This is a genomic window from Neorhizobium sp. BT27B, from assembly GCF_050455485.1.
In the GTDB taxonomy this organism is placed as follows: domain Bacteria; phylum Pseudomonadota; class Alphaproteobacteria; order Rhizobiales; family Rhizobiaceae; genus Neorhizobium.
This window is the reverse complement of sequence record NZ_JBCIYT010000009.1, coordinates 140,703-164,856: the sequence shown is the minus strand read 5'-3', so window position 1 is coordinate 164,856 and position 24,154 is coordinate 140,703. Positions and strand designations below refer to the sequence as shown.

Genomic DNA, 24,154 nt, shown 5'->3' with positions numbered 1-24,154 from the left:
CTTACATCTCCATCCCGAGGATTTTCGCGACAGTGAAGATATCCTTGTCGCCACGTCCGGACAGGTTCATCAGGATGATCTCGTCCTTGCCCATTTTCGGTGCTCGCTTGATGACTTCGGCCAGTGCATGGCTGGGCTCAAGCGCGGGGATGATACCCTCGAGGCGGGTCAGCGTCTGGAAAGCTTCGAGCGCTTCATGGTCCATGATCGGGACATATTCGGCGCGACCGGTATCGGCCAGCCAGCTGTGCTCGGGGCCGATGCCAGGGTAATCGAGGCCGGCTGAAATCGAGTGGCCTTCCTTGATCTGACCATCACCATCCTGCAGCAGATAGGTGCGGTTGCCGTGCAGAACGCCCGGCGAACCGGCGGTGATGGAGGCACAGTGCTCCTCGCCCTGCAGGCCCTTGCCGCCTGCTTCGACGCCAACGATCTTGACGCTCGGATCATCGAGGAAAGGGTGGAAAATGCCGATTGCGTTCGACCCGCCGCCAACCGCTGCGATAACGACGTCAGGCAGACGGCCTTCCGCTTCCAAGATCTGCTGGCGAGCTTCCGTGCCGATGACGGCCTGAAAATCGCGAACCATTTCTGGATATGGATGCGGACCCGCGGCTGTGCCGATCAGGTAATAGGTATCATCGACATTGGTGACCCAGTCGCGCAATGCCTCGTTCATCGCATCCTTGAGCGTACCGCTACCGGCAGTGACCGGCACGACTTCGGCACCGAGTAGGCGCATGCGGAAAACGTTCGGCGCCTGACGCTCGACATCGGTTGCGCCCATATAGACGATACAAGGCAGACCAAAGCGCGCGGCGACGGTGGCAGACGCCACGCCGTGCTGGCCAGCACCGGTTTCGGCGATGATGCGGGTCTTGCCCATGCGCTTGGCAAGCAGGATCTGGCCGATGCAGTTATTGATCTTGTGCGAGCCGGTATGGTTCAGCTCTTCACGCTTGAAATAGATTTTTGCGCCGCCCAGTTCTTCGGTCAGGCGTTCAGCAAAATAAAGCGGGCTCGGTCGGCCGATATAATGCGTACCCAGCGATGCAAGCTCGGCCTGAAACTCGGGATCGGTTTTGGCCTTCTCCCACTCGTCCTGCAGATCGAGGATAAGAGGCATCAACGTTTCGGCGACAAAGCGCCCGCCGTATATGCCAAAACGTCCGTCTTCGTCCGGTCCGGACCGGAATGAATTTGGTGTCGCCGCCTGGTTCACAATCTACTCCTTGCGATCCGCCGTATCGACCGATCGCGCTTCAGCGATCGCGTCGAAAAACGTATCCATCATTTGCAGGTCCTTAACCCCCGGTGCGCTTTCCACGCCGGAGGAAATGTCTACTCCGCTCGCTGTCGTGCTCGACAGGGCAAGGCCGACATTATCCTTGTTCAGTCCACCGGAAAGCATGTAATCGACGCCAGCGTCAAGCACGGCCAGAAGATTCCAGTCGAAGGAAACGCCATTGCCCCCCGGCAGTTCGGATCCGGGCGGCGCTTTTGCATCGAGCAAAAAGCGATCTGCAAGACCATCATAGGCCTCCAGCGTTCTCAGATCCTCCGCTGTGCGGATGGACAGTGCCTTCATGACCGGCAGCCCGAACACTGCCTTGATATTCAGGACGCGTTCCGGACTCTCATGACCATGCAGCTGGAGAATATCCGGCTGCACGAAGGCGATAATGTCTTCGAGTGTCTCGTTGTCGGCATCGACTGTCACGGCGACGATCTTGACCTTGCCACGGGCGCGATCGGCCAGAGCACCGGCTTCTACCGGCTCGATGTGGCGAGGGCTTTTTTCGAAGAAGATGAAGCCGATATGGGTGGCCCCGCGCTCAATGGCGCGATCAACCGCTTCCAGCGTCTTCAGTCCGCAAATTTTGATATCGGGAACCATTGCGGCGGATTGCCATGAAAAGGCGTTTGAGTCGAGCCAAATCGACTTTTTCGCTGATGCCGAGATTTCAGGTGAAGTCGATGGCGTGAAGTTGCGAGCCATGCTGTTTAAGCCATTTCTGGGCAGCTTCCGTGCCTGGGCAAAGCTTTTGGCAAAGCGCCCAGAATTTTGGACCGTGGTTCATCTCCTTCAGATGCGCCACTTCATGGGCGGCCAAGTAATCGATGACACTCGGCGGAGCCATGACGATGCGCCAGGAAAAACTCAAATTCCCCTCCCAGGAACATGATCCCCAACGACTGCGCGTATCTTTCATCGTGATCGAGCGAACCGGTTTACCGATCTGCGCCGCATGGCGTGCGACCAGAGGTTCCAGATCGCGCCGAGCTTCCTTCTTGAGGAAAGCGGCAATGCGACGACCGACATGATCTTCCAATCCTCCGACCCTGAGAAGTGGTTCGCCATCAACCACCGTGGCTTCGGTAACGCCGCGGAGTGTGCCGGTATGAACGATCCTGTGCGGAATGCCACGCAAGGAAATCATTCCACCAGATCGCAGATCACCAGAGACGGGAAACTTTGCCAGTTTGGTGAAAAGCCAGCCCTGATGACGATCAAGAAAGTCATCAACCTCCGATCGCTTCAAACCCGTTGGCACTGTCAGTTTCAGTGAACGCCCGCCGGGCTCGATCCGCAGCGTAATGCGAGTTGCCCGACTGTTTTCCCGGATCGTTATCGGCAGCGTGCGATCGCCGACAAGAACGGTTTGTTCCGTCGAACGCAACGCTTCCGGAGGTTTGGACATCAGCTTTTTGAGGGCGGGAAACATTCGGCTCTTTTAGCAGATTCGAGGCGGTATCGCCTCAAGAAAAAACCGGCGCTGGAAAAGCGCCGGCCCATTGTCTTTGGATTTCAGCCGGTGGTCGAAAAACCGCCAGCGGAACTTCCGGGACCGCGTTCGCGCATGAAGCGATCGAACTCTTCCTGGTCCTTGGCGCGGCGAAGTTCTCGCATATATGCGTCGAACTCGCTGCGCGTCTCGTCCAGCTTGCGGCGCTGTTCCTCGATCCGTTCAAGTTCGGCGCGGCGCCAGTCGTCGAAAGCGACATTACCGGTCGAAAAATGTTGCTCATAACGACCTTGCGCGCGGCGGAAACCGGCGCACATGCCATCTACCTTTTCGCTGGCAGAGCGTTTGTAGATGCCGAGTTTGTCGCCAAACAGAATATAGGCGAGCATGGCGAGGCCCAAAGGCCAGAATACGATGAAACCGAGAACCATCAACGCGATGGTTGCCGGCGTCCAGTCCGGGCGGATCAGTGCTGACTGCGTCATGTTTCGGTATTCCTCCTAATCCCGCCGGCACGATGCCGGCTTGGATTCGATTTGGGAAATGCCGTAAGTCCGTTCAAGACGAATGTCTGGCCAATCGTTGAAGCGTTTGAAAAGACCCGCGCAATTCACACCGGCTTGCGGCGGGCTGCACGCTTTCCGCTGGTTTTGGCTTCTCCAGCCAGGGAATGCTCGCGCGCGAAGGCGATGATCCGTGGTGCGATTTCCTTGCGAAAACGCGATCCGTTGAAGACACCATAGTGACCAACATCAGGCTGCACGTAGTGCATGCGCTTTGCGTCCGGAATACCTGGGCAAATCGTGTGGCTGGCTTCCGTCTGACCCAGTCCCGAAATATCATCATTCTCGCCTTCAACGGTGAGCAACGCGACATTGCGGATCGCTTTGGTGTCGACAGGCGTGTCACGATGCATCATCTCACCCTTCGGGAGAGCGTGGCGGATGAAGACGGTATCGACTGTCTGCAGATAGAACTCTGCGGTCAGATCCATCACCGCCAGATATTCGTCATAAAACTCTCGGTGCTTTTCTGCAGACTCACCGTCATTCTTTACCAGATGCTCGAAGAATTCCTTGTGCGCCGTGAGATGGCGGTCGAGGTTCATGGACATGAACCCGGACAGTTGCAGGAAGCCGGGATAGACCGGGCGCATGCAACCGGGTTGCGGCCACGGCACATTCATCACCACATTGTCCTTGAACCAGCTGAGCGGCCGATCCTGAGCCATGGCATTGACCGCCGTCGGATTGATGCGGGTATCAATCGGCCCGCCCATGAGTGTCATCGAGGCCGGCGCAAAAGGATCATTTGCGGCTTCCATCACGGCGACGGCGGCGAGGACTGGAACGGAAGGCTGGCACACAGCCACCACATTGGTCTTCGGACCAAGGGTATGCAGCATCTCGATCACGTAATCGATATAATCATCCAGATCAAAGGTGCCTTCCGTCACAGGCACCATACGGGCATCGATCCAATCGGTGATGTAGACGTCGGCATGCGGCAGCAATGCCTCGACCGTTCCACGCAGCAAAGTGGCATAGTGGCCAGACATCGGTGCGACGAGCAGGATCTTGGGATCATCTGGCCTGCCGGGTTTCACATCGCGACGGAAATGCACAAGATTGCAGAACGGCCTGGACCATACGTTTTCTTCGATGACGTCGACTGCGGCGCCGTCCACGATCGTCTGTGGCAAATCAAATATCGGCCTTGAGTATCGGCGCGTTATACGCTCGAACACTTCCAAGCCGGCCGCCATGGTCCGCCCCATCGCGGTCTGCGACATCGGATTGAGCGGATCGCTATAAAGCAGCCGCATCGCCTCGGTCGTTGCTCGCAGTGGCGCAAGCGCCGCGTGGTTCATTTCGTAAAGTTGGTAAAACATTCTGACGCCGCCTCTGGCAAGTCGCAGAGAAGCTGTCTGTCTCGCGAACATGGACGATGCATTTGTGCCTGCTTTAGCAGGTTTTCACGAATGTGCCTATCGTCATGGCGGTGGACAGATATCCCGTCCGACTGGGACTGAGACGAGAAATTTTGTCGGTTAACAAAGTGTTTCACGTGAATCACCCACAGGAAAGATTCACGTGAAACACACTTTTTTAACTTTTAGATATCGAGGTTTGCGACGCTGAGCGCGTTTTCCTGGATAAACTCGCGGCGCGGCTCGACTTCATCACCCATCAGGCGCGAGAACAAACCGTCGGCGTCGGTTGCATCAGGCACCTTTACCTGAAGCAGCGAGCGGACGTTGGGGTCGAGTGTTGTTTCCCAAAGCTGCTCGGCGTTCATTTCGCCAAGGCCCTTGTAGCGCTGCATGGAAAGACCCTTGCGGCCGGATGCGAAAATCGCATCAAGCAGAGCGCGTGGGCCGGACACATCAAGGGTCCCGTCTTTTCGGGCGAGAACCGGTGGCGCTGCGTAGATGTCGTGAAGTCGCTGTGTCATCTGGTCAATGTGACGGGCATCGGCCGACCCGATCAGAGCATTATCGAGGAAAGCGACTTCCTTGACGCCGCGAACCATGCGCTCGAAACGAAGACCGCCCTCGCTGGTCACATGACCGGTCCAGCCGCGTTCCGTTTCCTCGGCAATAACATCGAGACGCCTTGCGACTTCGTCAGCCGTTTTCTGAGCACGTTCGCGATTATCGGTGAGTTCCGGGTTGAGAGCGCCGGCAATAGCCGCCTGCTCGATGATCGAGCGGCTGTAACGCGAATGAAGGCCATCAACGAGCGACCGCAGCCGCAGAGCATCCTGAATGACCTCGCGCAAATCGGCACCGGCGCGTACTTCGCCGGATTCCAGCGTCAACCGTGCCTCTTCAAGGCCCATGCTGATCAGATATTCTTCCAGCGCCTTCTCGTCCTTCAGATACTGAACGGACTTGCCACGGCTGACCTTATAAAGTGGCGGCTGAGCGATATAGATATGGCCGCGCTCGATCAGTTCCGGCATCTGCCGGAAGAAGAAGGTCAGCAGCAGAGTACGAATATGGGCGCCGTCGACGTCAGCGTCCGTCATGATGATGATTTTGTGGTAACGCAGCTTATCGGCGTTGAACTCGTCTTTGCCGATGGACGTGCCGAGCGCCGTGATCAGCGTACCGATTTCCTGGCTGGACAACATCTTGTCGAAGCGCGCGCGCTCGACATTGAGGATCTTGCCGCGCAGCGGAAGGATCGCCTGATTTTCACGCGAACGCCCCTGCTTGGCCGAACCACCAGCAGAGTCGCCCTCGACGAGAAAAACTTCGGACTTGGCCGGATCACGTTCCGAACAATCTGCCAGCTTACCCGGCAATGATGCGATATCGAGAGCGCCTTTACGACGGGTCAATTCGCGTGCCTTGCGGGCAGCTTCGCGTGCAACAGCCGCTTCAACGACCTTACCGACCAGGATCCTCGCATCTGCCGGATGCTCTTCGAACCAGGTGCTGAGCGCTTCATTGACGAGGCTCTCGACCACCGGACGCACTTCGGACGAGACAAGCTTGTCCTTTGTCTGCGACGAGAATTTCGGGTCCGGCACTTTTACCGAAAGAACAGCAGTCAGACCTTCGCGGCAATCTTCACCCTGAAGGGTAACCTTTTCCTTCTTGGTGATACCGGATGTATCCGCATAGGAGGTGACCTGACGCGTCAGCGCGCCACGGAAACCAGCCATATGAGTGCCGCCATCGCGCTGCGGGATGTTGTTGGTGAAGCAGAGCACGTTTTCATGGTAGCTGTCGTTCCACCACATGGCGACTTCGACGGTAATGCCGTCCTTCTCGCCACGGATTGCGACCGGCTTGTCAACGAGAGGCTTTTTGGAGCGGTCGAGATAACGGACAAAGGCCTCAAGACCACCGTCATAGACCATCTCTTCTTCGCGGATGTCAGACTTCCGCTTGTCGGTTAGCCGGATTCGTACGCCCGAATTCAGAAACGCCAATTCGCGAAGGCGATGTTCGAGCGTGCCGTAATCGAATTCCGTCATCGTGAAGGTTTCGGTACTGGCAAGGAACGTCACCTCAGTACCCGACCTGCCCTCGTACTCGCCGATGACCTTCAGCGGTGCGTCGGCCACCCCGTGGGTAAAGCCGATTTCGTGCAGCTTGCCATTACGGCGGATGCGCAGTTTCAGCCAAACCGAAAGCGCATTGACAACCGAGACGCCAACGCCGTGCAGACCGCCAGAAACCTTGTAGGAATTCTGGTCGAACTTTCCACCTGCGTGAAGCTGGGTCATGATGACTTCAGCCGCCGAAACGCCCTCACCAGTATGGATGTCGGTGGGAATACCGCGTCCGTTGTCGGTGACGGTAACCGAGCCATCAGCATTCAGCGTGACGGTTACGATATCGGCATGACCGGCAAGTGCTTCATCGATGGCGTTGTCAACGACCTCATAGACCATGTGATGCAGGCCGGACCCGTCATCCGTATCGCCGATATACATGCCTGGGCGCTTGCGAACCGCATCCAGTCCCTTCAGGACCTTGATCGAATCCGCGCCGTATTCAGAACTCGCGCCGCTGTCGTTGACGGGTGTTTCGCTCATCAATGATCTTTCCAATTAACGTGGTTCGGCGATCTGGCGAATCACCGTATTTCGTGCCACTGAATATAAGAAATCCGGGCAGATTTCCAAAGCGCTGAGGCATTTTTCGCGCATTTAACCCGGGATTATGTGGCGCTCAGCCAGAAGGGCTACCACTTTCAAGAACCTTCGTCAGTTGCTCTAGCATGTCTGGTGACAAAGAGCGAATCTCCTTGGCCAGACGATTGGCAAACGCGGTATATTCCGGCGGCAGATCACGGGTATCGACAACGACCCGCGGATCAGATGCTTGCGCCAGCATGAACAGCTCTTCGGCTTCATCCCAGATGATGTTGAAATAGCCGGCGACGCGCTGGAGAAAATCGAAACTCGGCTTTCCTCTGTGGCCGTGCTCCAATGCGGACAAATAGGCAGCCGACACGCCGATCGCTGCCGCCATATCGGACTGTCGGACGCCTTTGCGTAAGCGCAATTCCCGCAATGCATGACCGAATGGTGTCATGTTCAACTACCTGCTCGACGGCTCAACCGAACATAAAGGGCGCCCTCGCCGCCATGCTGCCGGGCTGCCGGTTCGTAAGACGAGATGAGAAATCGAAACTCTGGCTTCGAAAACCAAAAGGGTACGGCCCGCTTCAACGCGCCTTCACTGCCGAAGGAACTGCCCTTGCCTGTGATTACCAGCACATGCCTCAAACCGCGGTCATGCGCCCGCAACAGGAAATCCAGAAGGATGCCATGTGCATCACTCTGGATAAGACCATGCAGATCGATGCGTGCCTCCAGCGCCAGATGACCTCTTGCAAGCTTGCGCTTGACCGGTTTTTCGAGCGGATGGTGAATCTTTCGATCTGGCTGCAGGGTCTTTGGCACTGGGTCAATCTGTACGGCATTCCTGCCATTCGGTTCGGCAGTCGATTTTTTTCCGGACATCGCCTCATCGGGTTGTTCGAAAAGAGCTTCAAATTTCAGCAGATCTTCAAGACGGCCGGCCATGGGTTTTGCAGAGCGTGCAACCTTGCCCCACAGGATCCTGTCTTCGGTCGTCAGCTTGCGATCGCCCTTCATGGCGCAAACCTTGCGGCTGCAGCTTTGGGGAGAAGAATGTAGAAATCTGCCGGATGCTTGATGATGCCGGCCTGCTCACCGGCATCATAACCGGAACCCGTGAAAATATCGCCGCGGGCAGGCCCCACAATCGCCGAGCCGGTATCGAGTGCCAGCATTGTGCGCGCAAAAGGCTTTCCACCATCGAGATGCGTCAAGCTCGTCGAGCGGATGAAGAAGGGAAAGCCGAACGTGTGAATAAGGCGATCAACCGCCAACGAGCGACCTGCCACCAGAGGAACCTTGGCGGCAGCGATTGGCCCCTGATCAAGACCCGCCACAGCCGCCTCACGAAAGAATATGTAGGACCGGTTATGCCAGAGCACCTCATCGACCTTAGCCGGATTCTCGCTCAACCAATCACGGATGGTCTGCATGGATACGGTTGTCGGATCGATCTCTCCACGATCAATCAGCAGGCGTCCGATTGCGGAAAATGGGTGGCCCGCCTTGGCGGCATAAGTAATGCGCCCGATACAGCCATCGGGATAACGCAGTCGTGCGGCACCCTGTACATGCGTGAAGAAGACATCGATCTTCGACTTCGCCCAGGCGATCTCCAAACCCTGCCCTTGAAGATATCCACGGTCTATCTCTCCCCGATCCGGATAGGGGTCGATTACGCCATCGCGCAACCTGGCGAAAGCATAGGAAGGATCGAGTGAAAGCGTGCGGTTGCCATCGTCGATATCGATCAGATCTGCGGGACGACGATAAAATGGATAGCGGTATGTTTCGTCAGGCTGATCCGAGACATCGATTTCCGGCTCGAAAAATCCGGTCACGAAACCGGACTTTTCATCTGAGCGCCGGATCATGAACGGTAGACAATGTTCTTCAAAAAAAAGCCGGGTAGCATCCGGCCCAGAAATTTGAAAACCTGCCGCCGCTTTCAAAAGCGGTAGCAGGTCGTCGGTTGAGAGCCCTAAAGACCCGGTTCGATAAGGTTTGGCTTTCTCGAGATAGTCGAGACAGTCCCGCATTACGGAAAACAGTGCGGACGGATCGTCCTCGTTCCAACCGACGATATCTTTATAGGTCGTGGGCGTGAGGGCGTATTCTATCGTGTTCATTGTTCGGATTCGGTAGCGATCAACTTCCAGTTCGGATCCCGTGAGCGAATATCGCGTGCAAAGGTCCAGATATCGGTAACCTCGGCAACGGTATCGGCTTCACCATCGACAACACTTCCAGCCGTGTCATAGGTCGCGGAAATCAGATGGCTGACAATGCGGATGGTGATCTGCGCTTCAGAATCCTTTACCACCGCGTTGACGATGTCAGCCTTGTCTATGCCAACAAAACTCGACTTCACCACCTCGCCGCGGGCTTCACGCTGGGAAATCGCCCCATCAAAGCCTTCAAAGACCTCCTTCGACAGCAAGCCCTTCAAGGTTTTGCGATCGCCATCGGCAAATGCCATCACGATCATTTCATAGGCCATGCCCGCGCCCTTGACGAATTCCTTGGGATTGAAGCTCGGATCGGCCTGGATAAGATCACGAATCGCCGAATTGAGTTCCGTGCCTGGCTTTGCCAAAGCATCCACATCTGCCCATCGTTGCTCTTCATCAACCTGATCACGGCGCGGCAGTGTTACGACCTTGCCATCATCGGCAGAGACCGGCTTGGCGGCATCGCGCGCCGAAAACGGATCGACCGGTGGCTTTTCATGGCCTGTACGACGGCCGAGTACGCTGCGCAGCTGCAAAAAAATCAGCACGGCGGCCACCAGAAAAAACAGTGTAATGAAATCGTTCGCGCCCATCTTCACCCGCAGTGATCATTTAAATTGTTGTCTAGCTTTCACATATAGTCTGCAACTGCCGATCATTCAAATGCGGCGCCTGAGATAAGGGCCGCCTACAAGACAGGATTCCAGGCGCAATGCCCCTTATTCTTCTGCCGATCATCTTTCTCGGCCTGCCGCTTATCGAAATTGCCGGTTTTGTGTTGGTCGGCAATGCAATCGGTCTTTGGCCGACCCTCGCTCTTGTCATCCTGACCTCGCTCATCGGCGCCGTTCTTTTGCGGCGCCAGGGTATCAGCGTGCTTCAGGAAGCCAATCGTGAAAGCCAGGAAGGCAAACTGCCCGGCAGATCGCTGGTCAGTGGCGCCATGGTTGTTGTTGCCGGTGTGCTGCTGATATTGCCCGGCTTCTTTACCGACATCATCGGGTTGTTGCTTTTCATTCCACCCGTTCGCCATTTCATCTGGTCCCTGATCGGCAAGCGCGTGGTGGTGATGCGCACTTCGCGAAATGGTACTTCGGCTTCATACACCTCGGGAAATGCCGAGAATGCCAAGCGTCCAGCCCAACCGAACGTTCTTGACCTTGACGAAAATGATTTCAGTCGAGGTCCGAACCCCTCTTCACCCTGGTCCGATCCGGATAACCGCAAGGACTGATAGCGCTGTCGCTCTGTTCCGCAGGGTTGTAAGCGCGAAACTGAAATGTTAGACGGCCTCACAGTCCAAAGCCGCGAGGAATTCCAATGGCAAACGAAACAGAGACCCAGGCTTCCAACCCGTCGCTCAGCATCCTTGCGCAGTACACGAAGGATTTGTCCTTTGAAAACCCGGGCGCACCGCGGTCGCTGCAGGCTCGTGATACGGCGCCGGCGATCAATATCAACGTGAATGTCAACGCCAACCCGCTGTCGGATTCTGACTTCGACGTCGTTTTGACGCTGAATGCTCAGGCAATGGAAGGCGACAAGGTCGTGTTCGCAGCCGAGTTGGTTTATGGCGGCGTCTTCCGCATCACCGGCTTCCCGCAGGAGCACATGCTACCGGTTCTCTTTATCGAGTGCCCGCGCCTGCTCTTCCCGTTTGCCCGCCAGATCATCGCTGATGTGACCCGCAATGGCGGTTTCCCGCCGCTGATGATCGACCCTATCGATTTCGCGCAGATGTTCTCGCAGCGTATTGCCGAAGAGCAGACCCGCTCGAAGGTTCAGGCCCTCGACAGCTAAGCCAACCACATCTGAATATGAAAAAAGCCCGGTTTTTCCGGGCTTTTTTCTTACTGGTATTGTTTCCAAATCGCCTTATCGCCCATCGTCGCAATAAGTTTCTGGTGGCCTTCCATGTCCGCCGGCGAAAGCCGAACTGGCAGAGTGCCCGGTCGCGGCGGGATTTCGAGAACGGCATCGTCGTCCTCTTCCTGAACCACTTCCACCTTCTGTTTGACATCGACCAGACCAAGCGCCGTCTGCCGGCCACCAATCATCTCGATATAAACTTCGGCCAGAAGCTCGGAGTCGAGCAGAGCGCCGTGCTTGGTACGGTGCGAGTTGTCGATGCCATAACGACGGCAGAGCGCATCGAGTGAATTTGGACCCATCGGATGTTTCCGGCGAGCCATGGACAAGGTGTCGATAACCTGTTCACTTACTACTGGTGCCAGACCAAGCCGATCGAACTCGGCATTGATGAAGCCGATATCGAAGTTCGCGTTATGGGCAATCCACTTCGCATCGTGGAAAAATTCCTGAAGCTCTTCGACGATTTCGGCGAAGCTCGGTTTGTCTTTCAGGAATTCATCGGTCAGTCCATGAACGGCAAGCGCATCCGGATGGACTTTGCGATCTCCGGGCGAAATGTACTTGTGAAAGGTACGGCCTGTCGGAAAATGATCGACAAGTTCGATGCCGCCGATTTCGATAACGCGATCGGTCTTCGATTCCAGACCCGTTGTTTCCGTATCAAAGATGATCTCACGCATCGCTTTTCTCGCTCATCTTTCCTGCCCGCAGGCTTTTTATAATACCGCTTACCCGCTTGCGGGCAGCATCCAGCCCATCACCGGTATCAATTACAAAATCAGCTTTTTGGCGTTTTTCCAGATCCGGTATCTGGCGTGACAAAATCAACTCGAATTTTTCTTCTGTCATGTTCGGTCGCGCAAGTACGCGCTGGCGCTGTATTTTTGGATCACAGCTCACCACGACGATGACGTCAACCGCGTTTTCCCGACCGCTTTCGAACAATAGAGGAATGTCGAGAAGCACGATACCGGCACCGGCATGTCTCTGACGATCCAGAAAGTGGCCTTCTCGCTGCCGAACCAGTGGATGCACGATAGCTTCAAGCGTCTTGAAACCATCGGAATTTTCCGCCAATTGCCGCGAGAGTTCCTGTCTATCGATGATGCCATTCTTGATCGTACCCGGAAAGGCCTGACCGACCGGCTTCACAGCTTCGGACTGATAAAGATCATGGACCACTGCATCCGCATCATTAACCGGTATTCCCTCTTCCGCGAAGAATTTCGCGGTTGTCGATTTCCCCATTCCAATGGAGCCGGTGAGGCCAACAATGATCATCAATGGCCTTCCATGTCTTTTATGACCAACTGACGAAGCTGCTGATCGACGACGGGGCGAACACCGAACCATTTTTCAAAACCGGGGACGGCTTGGTGAAGGAGCATTCCCAATCCATCCACCGTCGAAAAACCCTGCTCTTCTGCCTGGGCCAGAAAGCTGGTTTTTAATGGCACATAGACAATGTCTGTCACCAGGGCGCCTTCGGCCAGCGAGCTGAAATCGATAGCCATCGCTTCAGACCCTTCCATGCCCAATGATGTCGTATTGATGAAAAGGCCCGCGCCTTTGAGAACCTCGGCTAGCGCATCGATCGGCTGAGCATGGATGCTTGGCCCAAAATGGTCGGCAAGTTGCCGGGCGCGATCGATGGTCCGATTAACGACGTGGATTTCCTTGATGCCCCGGTTGCGAAGCGATTGGATAACCGAGCGGCTTGCACCGCCGGCACCAAGTATCACCGCAGTCGCAACCTTGTCCCAGCCCCGTCGATGATGGTCGAGATTGGCTGTGAACCCATGACCATCGGTGTTGGTGGCGTGGATTAGTCCATCCTCCAGCCAGAGCGTATTGGCCGCACCCAGCTCTTCGGCAAGCTCATCAGGCCTGTCAGCCAGCTGGTAGGCTGCCTCCTTGTGAGGAATGGTGACGTTGCCACCACGGTAGATCTTTCCGTCTCTCAAATGGCCGATGAATGCAGCAAAATCACCTGGGCTGATTTCCAGCGCCTCATAATGTCCGTTGATGCCAAACCGACCGAGCCAGTGATTGTGGATCATGGGCGAACGGGAATGACTGATAGGAAAACCCGTAACGAAGGCGCGCAATTGCGTTTCACGTGAATCAACCATCGATAGCCACCAGTTCACGCAGCTTTTCGAGCAGGGCCAACATGGGCAATCCGACGATGGTAAAATAGTCGCCGTCTATTTTCGAGAACAACTGAATTCCAACTCCCTCCAGCTGATAGGAGCCAACGCTCTTGAGAACATCAGGCCCTACACGGCCGAGATAATGATCGACAAACTCTGAAGACAGCGGCCGCATTGTCAGATCGGCATGACCCACATATTCCCATAGAATACGGTCATCTCTGACGATGACGACGGCGCTATTCAGACGATGGGTCTTTCCCGACAAGGACTGCAGATTGTCTTTGGCCTCTTCAAGAGAGGCCGCCTTATGATAAATGCGGGAACCAAGCGACATCGTCTGATCCGATCCGATGACCAGACTACCCGGACGGGACTGTGCGACATTTCTTGCTTTGGCTTCGGCGAGAACTGTTGCCACCTTCGCCGGTTCGGCATCCATTAGCTCTGCTTCTATTGCTCGCTCGTCGATATCCGCGGCCTGGTGGTCAAACGTTAGTCCGGCATTGCTCATAAGCATGCGTCGAAACGGACTGGAAGATGCAAGAACAAGGGGCGTGATCACGGGCTATCCTGAAAACAATGTCCGAAGCCCTACATCGAAGCATGGAGGAACAATCGGCATTCTGGAACTGTGCATATCGCCACTGAAAGCTGACTTCAGTTTTCGGGCACATGCGCCGGATTCGCCTTAGCGCAGCCTCGGTCGCAGCGCAACGATCGCCGCAGCAGTCTCCTCTATCGAGCGCCTGGTCACATCGATTATCGGCCAATTGTGGCGGGTGCAAAGCGCGCGAGCATATTTCAGCTCTTCGTTGATTGCGGCGCGATCAACATAATGACCGTGATCATATGACATCGAATTTCCGAGTTCGCGATTTTCGCGAACCTGCGAAATCCTATCCGTTGTCGCAACCAGCCCGACGATGACAGGACGGCTGGCACTCAAAAGGGCTGGAGGCAGTTCAACGCCCGGGACAATAGGAATATTGGCGGCCTTTATACCACGATTTGCCAGATAGATGCTCGTGGGTGTCTTCGATGTTCTGCTGATGCCGATGATCACCACATCCGCTTCATTATAATCTTCGGGCAACTGCCCGTCGTCGTGATCCATGGCAAAATTCAGAGCCTCGATCCGCGCAAAATATTCAGCATTGAGAACATGCTGAGCACCCACACGGCGATGGGAGGGCGCGCCGAGAAAATTCTGAAACACGGCCATAACGGGCTCGAGAAGATTGACTGTCGGCACCGACATTTCGCGGCAACGGGTCTCTATCAGCGTTGCCAGTTCCGCATCCATGACGGTGTAAATCACGATCCCGGGTGTCTCATCGATCTCTTCCAGCACGGGTAGAAGCTGTCGCCGGTTTCGGATCAATGGATAGACATGTTCAACCGGCACCGCGTTGGTGAACTGGACTGCTGCTGCACGGCCGGCGGAAACGAGAGTGTCGCCCGTCGAGTCAGAAATGAGGTGCAGATGGAAGAAGTTTTTCCTGTTCTCCACGTTAAACTTGGTCCCCTGTTGATAGTCTGGGAGAGATCTGTGCCTCAGTCTGAGCTGGCGTCGACCGGCCGGATAAGTTCGGATTTATCCACAAATCACCGTCGAGCGGAAAGCTTTTCGAACCTGTTTGGGATTCAGTGGACAATTCGTCGCTGTTCATCGGCAATTCACAGCTTATACACAGGGTTGTGAAAAAATCCATAAACTTAAATATCTGAATTAAAAAGGATATTTTTGATATTCGACATTCGGTAGGAAAAGCGATCAGAATTATGAAAACGTGCAGACGCTGAACCTCATGTCGTGGAAAACCAAGGTACAGGCTTTAGTCCTTGCTACTCACAGACTCTAAGAAATAGAAGAATCTTTTATATAAGATATTTAGTTTTAGGAGACTTGTGTGACGGACGTACGCCGAACGATTTTGGAAGTCCTAAACGGGGAAACCGTCTCACCTCCGCCAATCTGGCTGATGAGGCAGGCAGGTCGCTATCTGCCGGAGTACAGAGCGACACGCGCGCAAGCCGGTAGCTTTCTCGACCTCTGTTATAATCCGGAATTGGCAGCAGAGGTGACCCTGCAGCCAATCCGGCGTTATGGCTTCGATGCTTCCATTCTGTTTTCCGATATCCTCGTCATTCCAGATGCCTTGAAAAGGAATGTGCGTTTCCTTGAGGGTGTTGGACCACAGATGGATCCGATCGATGCCGACGGGATCGACCAGCTGGATGCATCCAATGTGATGACGCATCTTGCACCGGTGTTCGAAACGGTCCGTCGCCTGCGTCGCGATCTTCCAGCCGAGACAACGCTTCTCGGCTTCTGCGGTGCGCCCTGGACCGTTGCCACCTACATGATCGCTGGAAAAGGTACGCCCGATCAGGCGCCTGCCCGTCTGTTCGCCTACAGATATCCAAAGGCCTTTGCTTCACTTCTGATGCAGCTTGCGGATATCTCTGTCGATTACCTTGTCGGTCAGTTGGACGCCGGTGCAGACGCAGTGCAGATTTTCGACTCCTGGGCCGGTGTGCTGGGCGAGGAAGAGTTTGCCGCTTTCGCCATCGCACCCGTTGCCCGGATCATCGAGGGTGTCCGTGCTCGCCGACCTGGCGCAAAGATAATCGCTTTCGCCAAGGGTGCTGGGTTCAACCTCAAGACCTATCGCCAGAAAACCGGCGCCGACGCCATTGGCCTTGATTGGTCCGTGCCGCTGAACTTTGCAGCTGAACTGCAAAAGGACGGGCCGGTGCAGGGCAATCTCGATCCGATGCGCGTGGTGGCCGGCGGTCAGTCTTTGGATGACGGAATTGACAGGATCCTTCAGACCCTCGGCAATGGCCCGCTAATTTTCAATCTCGGCCATGGGATCACCCCTGAAGCCAACCCGGATCATGTTACTGCCTTGGTGAAGCGTGTCCGGAGCTTTGGCTGATGAACGAACAGGAGTTACAGACGGACGAGAAGCCCGGTCGACGTGCCAGGCGGCGTGCCGCGGTAGCGCTCGCCATCTTCGTGCTTTTGCTTCTGGCAGTCGTCTCCTGGCGGCCGGATGACCTGTTTCTGTGGATCAAGGCACTGCATGTGATTGCCGTCATCTCCTGGATGGCAGGCTTACTCTATCTGCCGCGTCTTTTCATCTACCATACCGATGCGCCGGTTGGGTCCGTCCAGTCGGAAACCTTCAAGATGATGGAGCAGCGGCTTTACCGGGTGATCATGAACCCGGCGATGATGCTGTCCTGGATTTTGGGTTTGTATCTTGCCTGGACCGTTTATGAGTTTCAGGGCGGCTGGCTGCATGCCAAAATCGCAATGGTATTTTTATTGACGATCGTGCATGTGATGTTTGGACGCAGCATGCGGCGGTTTGCCCAGGACGGGCCACGCAGGACCGCGCGTTACTGGCGTCTGATCAATGAAATCCCGACGGTTTTGATGATTGTGATCGTGATTCTGGTGATCGTGAAACCGTTTTGATATCCGGGATAGAAATATTTGCGCTTGTCCCCCCCTTGCGGTAAGGGGCGGGAATCGCTATTTTCCCGGCCATCTCTTCTCTCGTGCATGTGTGCAGGTTCACAGTCTGCGGATTTTCTCCGCAGGAACGAATTCCACCGACACGGCTTCCCCTCGAAATTGAAATGGTCCTTCCTTCATGGCTGAAATGAAGCTTCAAGAACTCAAGAGCAAATCTCCGACCGATTTGCTTGCCTTCGCGGAAACGATGGAGGTTGAGAACGCCAGCACCATGCGCAAGCAGGAACTGATGTTCGCGATATTGAAGGTTCTTGCCAGCCAGGACGTTGAGATCATCGGTGAAGGCGTGGTCGAAGTTCTTCAAGACGGCTTCGGTTTTCTGCGGTCCGCCAATGCCAACTATTTGCCGGGTCCGGACGACATTTACATTTCGCCTTCTCAGATCCGTCGCTTTTCTCTGAAGACCGGCGATACCGTTGAGGGTCCGATCCGTGGACCGAAGGAAGGAGAGCGTTATTTTGCGCTTCTCAAGGTCAATACGATCAATTTCGACGATCCGGAAAAGATCCGTCACAAGGTCCATTTCGACAATCTGACGCCGCTCTACCCGAATGAGCGCTTCAAAATGGAACTCGACATCCCGACGTCGAAGGATAATTCGGCACGTGTTATCGATCTGGTCGCACCGCTCGGCAAAGGCCAGCGTGGTTTGATCGTGGCACCGCCGCGCACCGGTAAAACGGTTCTTCTCCAGAACATCGCTCATTCGATCACGGCCAATCATCCGGAATGCTATCTGATCGTTCTTCTTATCGATGAACGGCCTGAAGAAGTGACGGACATGCAGCGTTCGGTGAAGGGCGAGGTTGTGTCCTCGACCTTCGACGAGCCGGCCGTTCGTCACGTTCAGGTTGCGGAGATGGTCATCGAAAAGGCCAAGCGCCTCGTGGAACATGGCCGAGATGTCGTCATTCTTCTCGATTCGATCACTCGTCTTGGTCGCGCTTACAACACCGTGGTGCCCTCCTCCGGCAAGGTTCTGACCGGTGGTGTAGATGCCAACGCACTGCAGCGTCCGAAGCGTTTCTTCGGTGCTGCCCGTAATATCGAAGAAGGCGGTTCGCTGACGATCATCGCGACGGCGCTGATCGACACTGGCAGCCGTATGGACGAAGTCATCTTCGAAGAATTCAAGGGCACCGGTAACTCGGAAATCGTTCTTGATCGCAAGGTCGCCGACAAGCGTATCTTCCCTGCCATGGATATCCTCAAGTCCGGCACGCGTAAGGAAGACCTGTTGGTACCACGTCAGGATCTGCAGAAGATCTTTGTTCTACGTCGTATTCTGGCTCCGATGGGTACGACCGATGCGATCGAGTTCCTTATCGACAAGCTCAAGCAGACGAAGAACAACGGCGATTTCTTCGATTCCATGAACACCTGATCCTTAGCCGGATTCAATCACGCGTCCGAGGTTCTGAATAATGCGGGCCGATGATACGATTTTTGCCCTGTCGAGCGGTTCGCTGCCGGCAGGGCTTGCTGTTATTCGGTTGAGCGGATCGAGATCGATCTCCGTACTGCAAAAGCTGGCGGGACCCCTCCCCCAGGCTCGGCACGCGTATTTGCGAACAATCAGGCGAGCAGACGGCAGTGTCATCGACCGTGGCTTGGCAATCACCTTTCCGGGGCCGCATTCCTTCACAGGCGAGGATTGCGTCGAATTGCATCTGCATGGAAGTCGCGCTGTGGTCTCGGCGCTTTACGCCGAATTGCTGTCCGAAAATCTGCGACTTGCGGAGGCTGGTGAGTTTTCCAAACGTGCTTTGGAGAATGGAAAGCTCGATTTGGTCGAGGCTGAAGGATTGTCCGATCTGCTTCGGGCGGAAACTGAAATGCAGCGCCGTCTGGCTTTGGAGCAGAGCGATGGCGGTCTCTCAGCGATCTATGAGGGCTGGGCTCTTGAGTTGACAAGGGCACGCGCTCTTATCGAAGCCGAGCTCGACTTCGCCGATGAAGATGATGTGCCTGGGTCGATTTCCGATACGGTGTGGATGAATGTGAGGCGGCTGAAGGGTGAGATCGACGCCCAACGCGAAGCCACAAGGTCTGGGGAAATCATACGGGATGGTTTTCAGGTCGCTATCGTCGGCGCGCCCAATGTTGGAAAATCCAGTCTTTTAAATGCCTTGGCTAAGCGTGACATTGCCATTGTCACCGAAATTGCGGGCACAACGCGCGATGTTCTTCACGTTGACCTGGACCTGGATGGTTTTCTGGTTCGTTTCTTCGACACTGCAGGAATTCGTGAAACCGAGGATGTCGTTGAAAGAGAAGGGATACGCCGCGCGCATCTGGTTCTTGAACGTGCTGACCTGATACTGCTGCTTTGCGAGGCTGATCAGCCACTGCCGGAAATAGATCTGCCTGACACAATTCCGGTCTGGACGATCAGGACAAAATCCGACCTGCGGCCTGAGGTGGACGCCGACGTCATACGGATTTCCACCAAAACAGGCGACGGGCTCGACGAACTTAAATCGGCGATCGTCAATAGTGTGACGTCTCGTTGGGAGGCTATCGCCTCTTTAAAACCGGGACGCACACGACACGCGCTCCTATTAGAAAATACTTCCAATTTCATCGCGGAAGCATTAGAGGGTTCGCAACTGGATATGCAGGCGGAGTGCCTGCGCCTTGCCGCCGAAGAGCTAGGCCGGATTACCGGAAAGGTAGATGTTGAACATCTGCTGGATATCATTTTCTCGGAATTTTGCATTGGCAAGTGATTCACGTGAAACAATTCGATTCGGTTTCGAAATAAATGGAGCGCAGCGTGACGACCTATGATGTCATCGTTATCGGTGGCGGCCATGCCGGGTGTGAAGCAGCCAGCGCTGCTGCGCGTGCTGGTGCTCGGACGGCTCTTGTTACCCATCAGATCGCGACGATTGGCGCAATGTCATGCAATCCGGCGATTGGCGGTCTTGGAAAAGGTCATCTTGTTCGCGAAGTGGATGCTTTGGACGGATTGATGGGGCGAGTGGCCGACGCTGCCGGCATCCAATTTCGACTTCTGAACCGAAAAAAAGGACCTGCAGTTCGCGGTCCGAGGACGCAGGCTGACCGCAAGCTTTATCGAGCTGCGATGCAGGCCGAAATCTTAAGTCACGCCAATCTTGATGTCATTGAAGGTGATGTTTTCGACCTGGCGGTGATCGAGAACGTTGTCTCGGGCGTGATACTCAAGGACGGTAGGACGTTTGCCACCAAGTCCGTTGTCCTAACGACTGGCACTTTTTTGCGCGGATTGATCCACATCGGTGCGGATAAAACGCCTGCCGGTCGCATGGGTGAAGCACCGTCCTTGGGCCTGTCAGATACACTGAACAGGTTCGGACTTGCACTGGGGCGTCTCAAGACGGGCACGCCTGCGAGACTGGATGGAAGAACGATCGATTGGGAAAGCCTCGACAAGCAGGAGGCTGACGAAATCCCAAGTCCTTTCTCCTTCATGACGGATTCGATCAAAAACCCGCAAATAGCTTGTGGTGTCACTCGGACGACCGCAGCAACCCATGCAATCATCGCCGAGAACATCGGCCTTTCAGCCATGTATTCGGGGGAAATTAAGGGTGTCGGCCCGCGTTATTGTCCATCGATCGAGGACAAGATAACCAGGTTTGGCGAGCGCGACGGCCATCAGATTTTCCTGGAGCCAGAGGGTTTGGACGATCCCACCGTCTACCCGAACGGCATTTCCACGTCCCTGCCTGCGTCAGTACAGGACGCCTTTATCCGCACGATACCGGGCTTGGAAAAGGTCGCTATCTTGCAGCCGGGATATGCGATCGAATACGACCACGTAGATCCGCGCGAATTGACACAAAGCCTTGAAGTTAAAAAGCTTCCTGGGTTGTTTCTGGCCGGCCAGATCAACGGAACAACAGGTTATGAAGAGGCCGCCGCACAGGGATTGGTAGCAGGCCTCAATGCAGCTTTGCTGGCAGGTGGCCGCTCATCTGCAGTTTTCAGCAGAACTGAAGCGTATATCGGCGTGATGATTGATGACCTGACATCGCGGGGTATTTCCGAGCCCTATCGAATGTTCACGTCACGGGCTGAATATAGACTATCGCTGCGTGCCGATAACGCCGATCTGCGCCTGACGCCGTTGGCAAACAGCCTGGGCATTACATCAATCCAACGTCGAGATCGTTTTGACAAATTCAAAAGCGAACTGGATGAGGCTCGGACCGGACTGAAGGCCATGAGCCTGACGCCGCAGGAAGCTGCTCGTCACAATATCAAGCTCAATCAGGACGGCCAACGCCGCACTGCTTATGAACTTCTAGCCTATCCTGATATTGATATTGCGGATTTGCGAAGAGTTTGGCCGGATCTGGAAAAGATAGCAGCTCCGGTTTGTGACGCGCTCGAGATCGAGGCGGGATATTCAGTGTATATGGATCGGCAAGAATCCGGTATCACTGCAACGCGCCGAGAAGAACAACGGGTCATTCCCGAAAGTTTCGACTTCAATGCACTCAGCGGATTATCCAACGAGCTCAAGCTGAAGCTATCCGGAAAACGACCCCAGAATATGGCGCAGGCAGCTGCTGTGGATGGCATGACCCCTGCAGCTTTGGCATTGCTTCTCGCAGTGCTACGTAAAACTGACACCCAACGCGTCCAGCGAGTCTCTTGATGCAGATTAACGGCAAAGATGTTTCACGTGAAACATGGCAAAGGCTCGAGCATTTTTGCGAGCTTTTCCGAAAGTGGGCGAAATCAATAAATCTCGTCGCCCCCTCTACTCTACCGGATCTCTGGAGCCGTCATGTTGCGGACAGTGCGCAGATTTTCCAGCTATCGCCAAAGCCACAAGTATGGGCCGATCTCGGCTCCGGTGGCGGCTTCCCCGGTATCATCACCGCGATTTTTCTAAAGGAATTGGGCGGCGGCTGGGTACATCTCGTCGAAAGCAATCAAAAGAAGGCAGCTTTTTTGCGTCAAGCCCTTCTTGAGACGGGCGGATCGGGAAGTGTCCATGTCCTGCGTATCGAAGATGCGCCGCAAATCTTGGACGAAGTCGATGTGATCTCGGCGAGAGCCTTGGCGGACCTGGATCTTCTGCTGACTTTTTCTGAGGCCTGGATGACTAGAAATCCCGAATGTCGCGCTTTTTTCCATAAAGGCCGGGATTACCGTCAGGAAACGGTGAAAGCGAATGGTCGCTGGAACTTTGATCTGATAGAACATCCCAGTGCCGTTGAAAAAGATTCCATCATTCTAGAAATCGCAGGCCTCCGGCGCAAGGTCGACTGATCATCCGGATAGCAGAATGAGCGAGCTCAATCGAATTATCACGATCGCTAACCAAAAAGGTGGCGTCGGCAAAACAACGACAGCAATCAATCTGGCGACAGCCCTAGCGGCCATCGGTGAACGGGTTCTGATTGTTGATCTTGATCCGCAAGGCAATGCCAGTACGGGTTTGGGCATAGATCGCCGTGATCGAAAGCTTTCTTCTTTTGATCTGATGATGGGCAGTCATACAGTAAACGAAACCGTCGTGGCGACGGCCGTTCCCAACCTCTTTATTGTTCCATCGACGATGGATCTTCTGGGGTTGGAAATGGAGATAGGTCAAGCCTCCGATCGCGCCTTTCGCTTGAAAAGAGCGCTGCAGACGGATGGAGCCCAATCCTTCTCCTATATCCTGCTGGATTGCCCGCCTTCGTTCAATCTCCTGACCATCAATGCCATGGCAGCTGCGCATTCGGTGCTTGTTCCGCTGCAATGCGAGTTTTTCGCGCTTGAAGGCCTTAGTCAGTTGCTTGAGACCGTTAATCAGGTCAAGCAGACGGTCAATCCGGCACTTGATATCCAGGGTATCGTGCTTACAATGTTTGATATCCGCAACAACTTGGCACAGCAGGTTGTCAATGATGTGCGAACATATCTTGGTGACAAGGTTTATCACACTCTGATTCCGCGAAATGTCAGGGTTTCAGAGGCGCCTTCTTATGGTAAGCCGGCCATTCTTTACGACTTGAAGTGCGCAGGTAGTCAGGCTTATTTGCAGTTGGCTTCCGAGGTAATTCAGCGTGAACGCCGCCGCAAAGCGGCCTGATCTGCCGTAGTAGGGCATTTGATATGAGTGAAGATATTTCGAAACGCCGCCTCGGACGCGGTTTGGCAGCTCTCATTGGGGAGATGGATCAGGCCACGCCGGTGGGCGAGGCTCCAAAAGCCGTGAGTGCTGACCGCCTGGTTCCCATTGAGCATATCAGCCGCAACCCGCGTAACCCTCGTCGCTATTTTGATGAGAGCGATCTTCAGGACCTCTCAAGCTCAATTCGTCAACACGGTATTGTTCAGCCGGTTGTTGTTCGGACCATTGGTGAAAATTACGAAATCATAGCCGGCGAAAGACGTTGGCGTGCGGCTCAATTGGCTGGCCTGGTCGAAATCCCGGTCATCGTCCGCGACGTGGATGATCGTACTGCGTTGGAGATCGCAATCGTCGAAAATGTGCAACGCGCAGATCTTAATCCGCTTGAAGAAGCATTGGGTTATGAATTGCTGGTGGCTGAGCACGGCTATACGCAGAACGATCTGGGCGATATTATCGGTAAAAGCCGAAGCCATGTTGCTAACAGCTTGAGATTGTTGAAACTTCCTAATCCAGTTCGTGAGATGCTTGCCGCAGGAGACCTCTCCGCCGGTCACGCGCGCGCTCTCGTGTCGACGTCGGATCCTGCAGGCCTGGCACGGACAATCGTGTCGAAGGGCATGTCTGTCCGTGATGCGGAACGTTTGGCGCAGAACGATATAAAGGCGCAGACACAGCCAGCTTCGATGCCGAAGATGGATCAGAAAGATTCCGATACCTTGGCGCTGGAGAGAACATTGTCCGATGCCTTGGGGCTTGATGTGACCATCAACCATCGCGGCAGCGGCGGGCAAGTTCGGATTTCCTATAAAACCCTAGATCAACTCGAGGAAATCTGCCGGCTTTTGGAAAAGCGCCTGTAAGGACTCTTGCCCGTACAG

The 24,154-nt window shown here is 55.0% G+C and carries 25 protein-coding genes; 10 read left to right on the top strand and 15 right to left on the bottom strand.

The features are described from left to right. Position 1: 1 nt before the first annotated feature. The 10 genes from trpB to AAIH70_RS22860 form a co-directional block, all read right to left on the bottom strand. On the bottom strand, positions 2-1,222 hold the full coding sequence (trpB, locus tag AAIH70_RS22905) for a tryptophan synthase subunit beta (RefSeq protein WP_132278551.1): 1,221 nt from the start codon (positions 1,220-1,222) through the stop codon (positions 2-4). A 3-nt stretch (positions 1,223-1,225) separates the two neighbouring features. Continuing rightward, complete coding sequence (locus tag AAIH70_RS22900) at positions 1,226-1,897, bottom strand: phosphoribosylanthranilate isomerase (protein ID WP_132278553.1); 672 nt, start codon at positions 1,895-1,897, stop codon at positions 1,226-1,228. 67 nt (positions 1,898-1,964) lie between these two features. Then, complete coding sequence (locus AAIH70_RS22895; protein WP_132278555.1) at positions 1,965-2,726, bottom strand: M48 family metallopeptidase; 762 nt, start codon at positions 2,724-2,726, stop codon at positions 1,965-1,967. Positions 2,727-2,809: 83 nt separating this feature from the next. Beyond that, positions 2,810-3,232, bottom strand: a complete 423-nt coding sequence (locus AAIH70_RS22890) for a DUF2852 domain-containing protein (protein WP_132278557.1) — start codon at positions 3,230-3,232, stop codon at positions 2,810-2,812. A gap of 125 nt (positions 3,233-3,357) precedes the next feature. Then, complete coding sequence (locus AAIH70_RS22885; RefSeq protein WP_132278559.1) at positions 3,358-4,638, bottom strand: polyhydroxyalkanoate depolymerase; 1,281 nt, start codon at positions 4,636-4,638, stop codon at positions 3,358-3,360. 224 nt (positions 4,639-4,862) lie between these two features. Further along, on the bottom strand, positions 4,863-7,298 hold the full coding sequence (gyrB, locus tag AAIH70_RS22880; protein ID WP_132278561.1) for a DNA topoisomerase (ATP-hydrolyzing) subunit B: 2,436 nt from the start codon (positions 7,296-7,298) through the stop codon (positions 4,863-4,865). 136 nt (positions 7,299-7,434) lie between these two features. Then, positions 7,435-7,800 carry a helix-turn-helix domain-containing protein gene (locus AAIH70_RS22875; RefSeq protein WP_132278563.1) on the bottom strand — a complete coding sequence of 122 codons (366 nt, stop codon included), beginning with the start codon at positions 7,798-7,800 and terminating at the stop codon, positions 7,435-7,437. A 2-nt stretch (positions 7,801-7,802) separates the two neighbouring features. Then, on the bottom strand, positions 7,803-8,366 hold the full coding sequence (locus tag AAIH70_RS22870; protein WP_132278565.1) for a Smr/MutS family protein: 564 nt from the start codon (positions 8,364-8,366) through the stop codon (positions 7,803-7,805). Beyond that, the gene (gene mltA, locus AAIH70_RS22865; RefSeq protein ID WP_132278567.1) at positions 8,363-9,478 is read right to left on the bottom strand and encodes a murein transglycosylase A; all 1,116 of its coding nucleotides are present in this window, start codon (positions 9,476-9,478) and stop codon (positions 8,363-8,365) included. Before mltA ends, AAIH70_RS22870 begins: the two co-directional genes overlap by 4 nt. Further along, positions 9,475-10,173 carry a Tim44/TimA family putative adaptor protein gene (locus AAIH70_RS22860; protein ID WP_132278569.1) on the bottom strand — a complete coding sequence of 233 codons (699 nt, stop codon included), beginning with the start codon at positions 10,171-10,173 and terminating at the stop codon, positions 9,475-9,477. Before AAIH70_RS22860 ends, mltA begins: the two co-directional genes overlap by 4 nt. Before the next feature lie 119 nt (positions 10,174-10,292). Here AAIH70_RS22860 and AAIH70_RS22855 point away from each other — a divergent pair, with 119 nt between their 5' ends. Together AAIH70_RS22855 and secB are read left to right on the top strand one after the other, a co-directional pair. Then, complete coding sequence (locus tag AAIH70_RS22855) at positions 10,293-10,814, top strand: FxsA family protein (RefSeq protein WP_132278571.1); 522 nt, start codon at positions 10,293-10,295, stop codon at positions 10,812-10,814. Between the two features lie 86 nt (positions 10,815-10,900). Beyond that, complete coding sequence (secB, locus tag AAIH70_RS22850; protein WP_430035764.1) at positions 10,901-11,380, top strand: protein-export chaperone SecB; 480 nt, start codon at positions 10,901-10,903, stop codon at positions 11,378-11,380. 50 nt (positions 11,381-11,430) lie between these two features. On the opposite strand, the gene dnaQ is transcribed toward secB, so the two are convergent. The 5 genes from dnaQ to AAIH70_RS22825 all read right to left on the bottom strand — a co-directional run bounded on the left by dnaQ (position 11,431) and on the right by AAIH70_RS22825 (position 15,118). Beyond that, positions 11,431-12,132, bottom strand: a complete 702-nt coding sequence (dnaQ, locus tag AAIH70_RS22845) for a DNA polymerase III subunit epsilon (RefSeq protein ID WP_132278575.1) — start codon at positions 12,130-12,132, stop codon at positions 11,431-11,433. Continuing rightward, positions 12,125-12,733: a dephospho-CoA kinase gene (gene coaE / locus AAIH70_RS22840; protein WP_132278577.1), complete on the bottom strand. Its 609-nt coding sequence runs from the start codon at positions 12,731-12,733 to the stop codon at positions 12,125-12,127. Before coaE ends, dnaQ begins: the two co-directional genes overlap by 8 nt. Further along, the gene (locus AAIH70_RS22835) at positions 12,733-13,584 is read right to left on the bottom strand and encodes a shikimate dehydrogenase (protein WP_132278579.1); all 852 of its coding nucleotides are present in this window, start codon (positions 13,582-13,584) and stop codon (positions 12,733-12,735) included. Before AAIH70_RS22835 ends, coaE begins: the two co-directional genes overlap by 1 nt. Then, positions 13,577-14,167, bottom strand: coding sequence for a Maf-like protein (locus tag AAIH70_RS22830; RefSeq protein WP_281033633.1), 591 nt, complete (start codon positions 14,165-14,167; stop codon positions 13,577-13,579). Before AAIH70_RS22830 ends, AAIH70_RS22835 begins: the two co-directional genes overlap by 8 nt. Before the next feature lie 129 nt (positions 14,168-14,296). Then, positions 14,297-15,118 carry a pyruvate, water dikinase regulatory protein gene (locus AAIH70_RS22825; RefSeq protein ID WP_132278583.1) on the bottom strand — a complete coding sequence of 274 codons (822 nt, stop codon included), beginning with the start codon at positions 15,116-15,118 and terminating at the stop codon, positions 14,297-14,299. Positions 15,119-15,518: 400 nt separating this feature from the next. On the opposite strand from AAIH70_RS22825, the gene hemE reads away from it, so the two are divergent. The 8 genes from hemE (at position 15,519) to AAIH70_RS22785 (ending at position 24,136) form a co-directional block, all read left to right on the top strand. Continuing rightward, positions 15,519-16,550: a uroporphyrinogen decarboxylase gene (hemE, locus tag AAIH70_RS22820; protein ID WP_132278585.1), complete on the top strand. Its 1,032-nt coding sequence runs from the start codon at positions 15,519-15,521 to the stop codon at positions 16,548-16,550. Beyond that, positions 16,550-17,095, top strand: coding sequence for a protoporphyrinogen oxidase HemJ (gene hemJ, locus AAIH70_RS22815; protein WP_132278587.1), 546 nt, complete (start codon positions 16,550-16,552; stop codon positions 17,093-17,095). Before hemE ends, hemJ begins: the two co-directional genes overlap by 1 nt. Positions 17,096-17,273: 178 nt before the next feature. Further along, positions 17,274-18,539 carry a transcription termination factor Rho gene (rho, locus tag AAIH70_RS22810; RefSeq protein ID WP_132278589.1) on the top strand — a complete coding sequence of 422 codons (1,266 nt, stop codon included), beginning with the start codon at positions 17,274-17,276 and terminating at the stop codon, positions 18,537-18,539. 40 nt (positions 18,540-18,579) lie between these two features. After that, a complete protein-coding gene (gene mnmE / locus AAIH70_RS22805; RefSeq protein ID WP_132278591.1) occupies positions 18,580-19,884 on the top strand; it encodes a tRNA uridine-5-carboxymethylaminomethyl(34) synthesis GTPase MnmE in 1,305 nt (434 codons plus the stop codon). 47 nt (positions 19,885-19,931) lie between these two features. Beyond that, positions 19,932-21,803, top strand: a complete 1,872-nt coding sequence (gene mnmG, locus AAIH70_RS22800; RefSeq protein WP_207908308.1) for a tRNA uridine-5-carboxymethylaminomethyl(34) synthesis enzyme MnmG — start codon at positions 19,932-19,934, stop codon at positions 21,801-21,803. Continuing rightward, the gene (gene rsmG / locus AAIH70_RS22795) at positions 21,803-22,423 is read left to right on the top strand and encodes a 16S rRNA (guanine(527)-N(7))-methyltransferase RsmG (protein ID WP_430035760.1); all 621 of its coding nucleotides are present in this window, start codon (positions 21,803-21,805) and stop codon (positions 22,421-22,423) included. Before mnmG ends, rsmG begins: the two co-directional genes overlap by 1 nt. A gap of 16 nt (positions 22,424-22,439) precedes the next feature. Then, on the top strand, positions 22,440-23,231 hold the full coding sequence (locus AAIH70_RS22790; RefSeq protein WP_132278594.1) for a ParA family protein: 792 nt from the start codon (positions 22,440-22,442) through the stop codon (positions 23,229-23,231). Between the two features lie 23 nt (positions 23,232-23,254). Then, positions 23,255-24,136 carry a ParB/RepB/Spo0J family partition protein gene (locus AAIH70_RS22785; protein ID WP_132278595.1) on the top strand — a complete coding sequence of 294 codons (882 nt, stop codon included), beginning with the start codon at positions 23,255-23,257 and terminating at the stop codon, positions 24,134-24,136. Positions 24,137-24,154 lie beyond the last annotated feature (18 nt).

What these genes read in the sequence shown, in the direction of transcription:
- AAIH70_RS22900 (WP_132278553.1), bottom strand. Translation starts at nt 1,897, where the DNA reads ATGGTTCCCGATATCAAAATTTGCGGACTGAAGACGCTGGAAGCGGTT.
- AAIH70_RS22895 (WP_132278555.1), bottom strand. Translation starts at nt 2,726, where the DNA reads ATGTTTCCCGCCCTCAAAAAGCTGATGTCCAAACCTCCGGAAGCGTTG.
- AAIH70_RS22890 (WP_132278557.1), bottom strand. Translation starts at nt 3,232, where the DNA reads ATGACGCAGTCAGCACTGATCCGCCCGGACTGGACGCCGGCAACCATC.
- AAIH70_RS22885 (WP_132278559.1), bottom strand. Translation starts at nt 4,638, where the DNA reads ATGTTTTACCAACTTTACGAAATGAACCACGCGGCGCTTGCGCCACTG.
- gyrB (WP_132278561.1), bottom strand. Translation starts at nt 7,298, where the DNA reads ATGAGCGAAACACCCGTCAACGACAGCGGCGCGAGTTCTGAATACGGC.
- AAIH70_RS22875 (WP_132278563.1), bottom strand. Translation starts at nt 7,800, where the DNA reads ATGACACCATTCGGTCATGCATTGCGGGAATTGCGCTTACGCAAAGGC.
- AAIH70_RS22870 (WP_132278565.1), bottom strand. Translation starts at nt 8,366, where the DNA reads ATGAAGGGCGATCGCAAGCTGACGACCGAAGACAGGATCCTGTGGGGC.
- mltA (WP_132278567.1), bottom strand. Translation starts at nt 9,478, where the DNA reads ATGAACACGATAGAATACGCCCTCACGCCCACGACCTATAAAGATATC.
- AAIH70_RS22860 (WP_132278569.1), bottom strand. Translation starts at nt 10,173, where the DNA reads ATGGGCGCGAACGATTTCATTACACTGTTTTTTCTGGTGGCCGCCGTG.
- AAIH70_RS22855 (WP_132278571.1), top strand. Translation starts at nt 10,293, where the DNA reads ATGCCCCTTATTCTTCTGCCGATCATCTTTCTCGGCCTGCCGCTTATC.
- secB (WP_430035764.1), top strand. Translation starts at nt 10,901, where the DNA reads ATGGCAAACGAAACAGAGACCCAGGCTTCCAACCCGTCGCTCAGCATC.
- dnaQ (WP_132278575.1), bottom strand. Translation starts at nt 12,132, where the DNA reads ATGCGTGAGATCATCTTTGATACGGAAACAACGGGTCTGGAATCGAAG.
- coaE (WP_132278577.1), bottom strand. Translation starts at nt 12,733, where the DNA reads ATGATCATTGTTGGCCTCACCGGCTCCATTGGAATGGGGAAATCGACA.
- AAIH70_RS22835 (WP_132278579.1), bottom strand. Translation starts at nt 13,584, where the DNA reads ATGGTTGATTCACGTGAAACGCAATTGCGCGCCTTCGTTACGGGTTTT.
- hemJ (WP_132278587.1), top strand. Translation starts at nt 16,550, where the DNA reads ATGAACGAACAGGAGTTACAGACGGACGAGAAGCCCGGTCGACGTGCC.
- rho (WP_132278589.1), top strand. Translation starts at nt 17,274, where the DNA reads ATGGCTGAAATGAAGCTTCAAGAACTCAAGAGCAAATCTCCGACCGAT.
- mnmE (WP_132278591.1), top strand. Translation starts at nt 18,580, where the DNA reads ATGCGGGCCGATGATACGATTTTTGCCCTGTCGAGCGGTTCGCTGCCG.
- rsmG (WP_430035760.1), top strand. Translation starts at nt 21,803, where the DNA reads ATGCAGATTAACGGCAAAGATGTTTCACGTGAAACATGGCAAAGGCTC.
- AAIH70_RS22790 (WP_132278594.1), top strand. Translation starts at nt 22,440, where the DNA reads ATGAGCGAGCTCAATCGAATTATCACGATCGCTAACCAAAAAGGTGGC.
- AAIH70_RS22785 (WP_132278595.1), top strand. Translation starts at nt 23,255, where the DNA reads ATGAGTGAAGATATTTCGAAACGCCGCCTCGGACGCGGTTTGGCAGCT.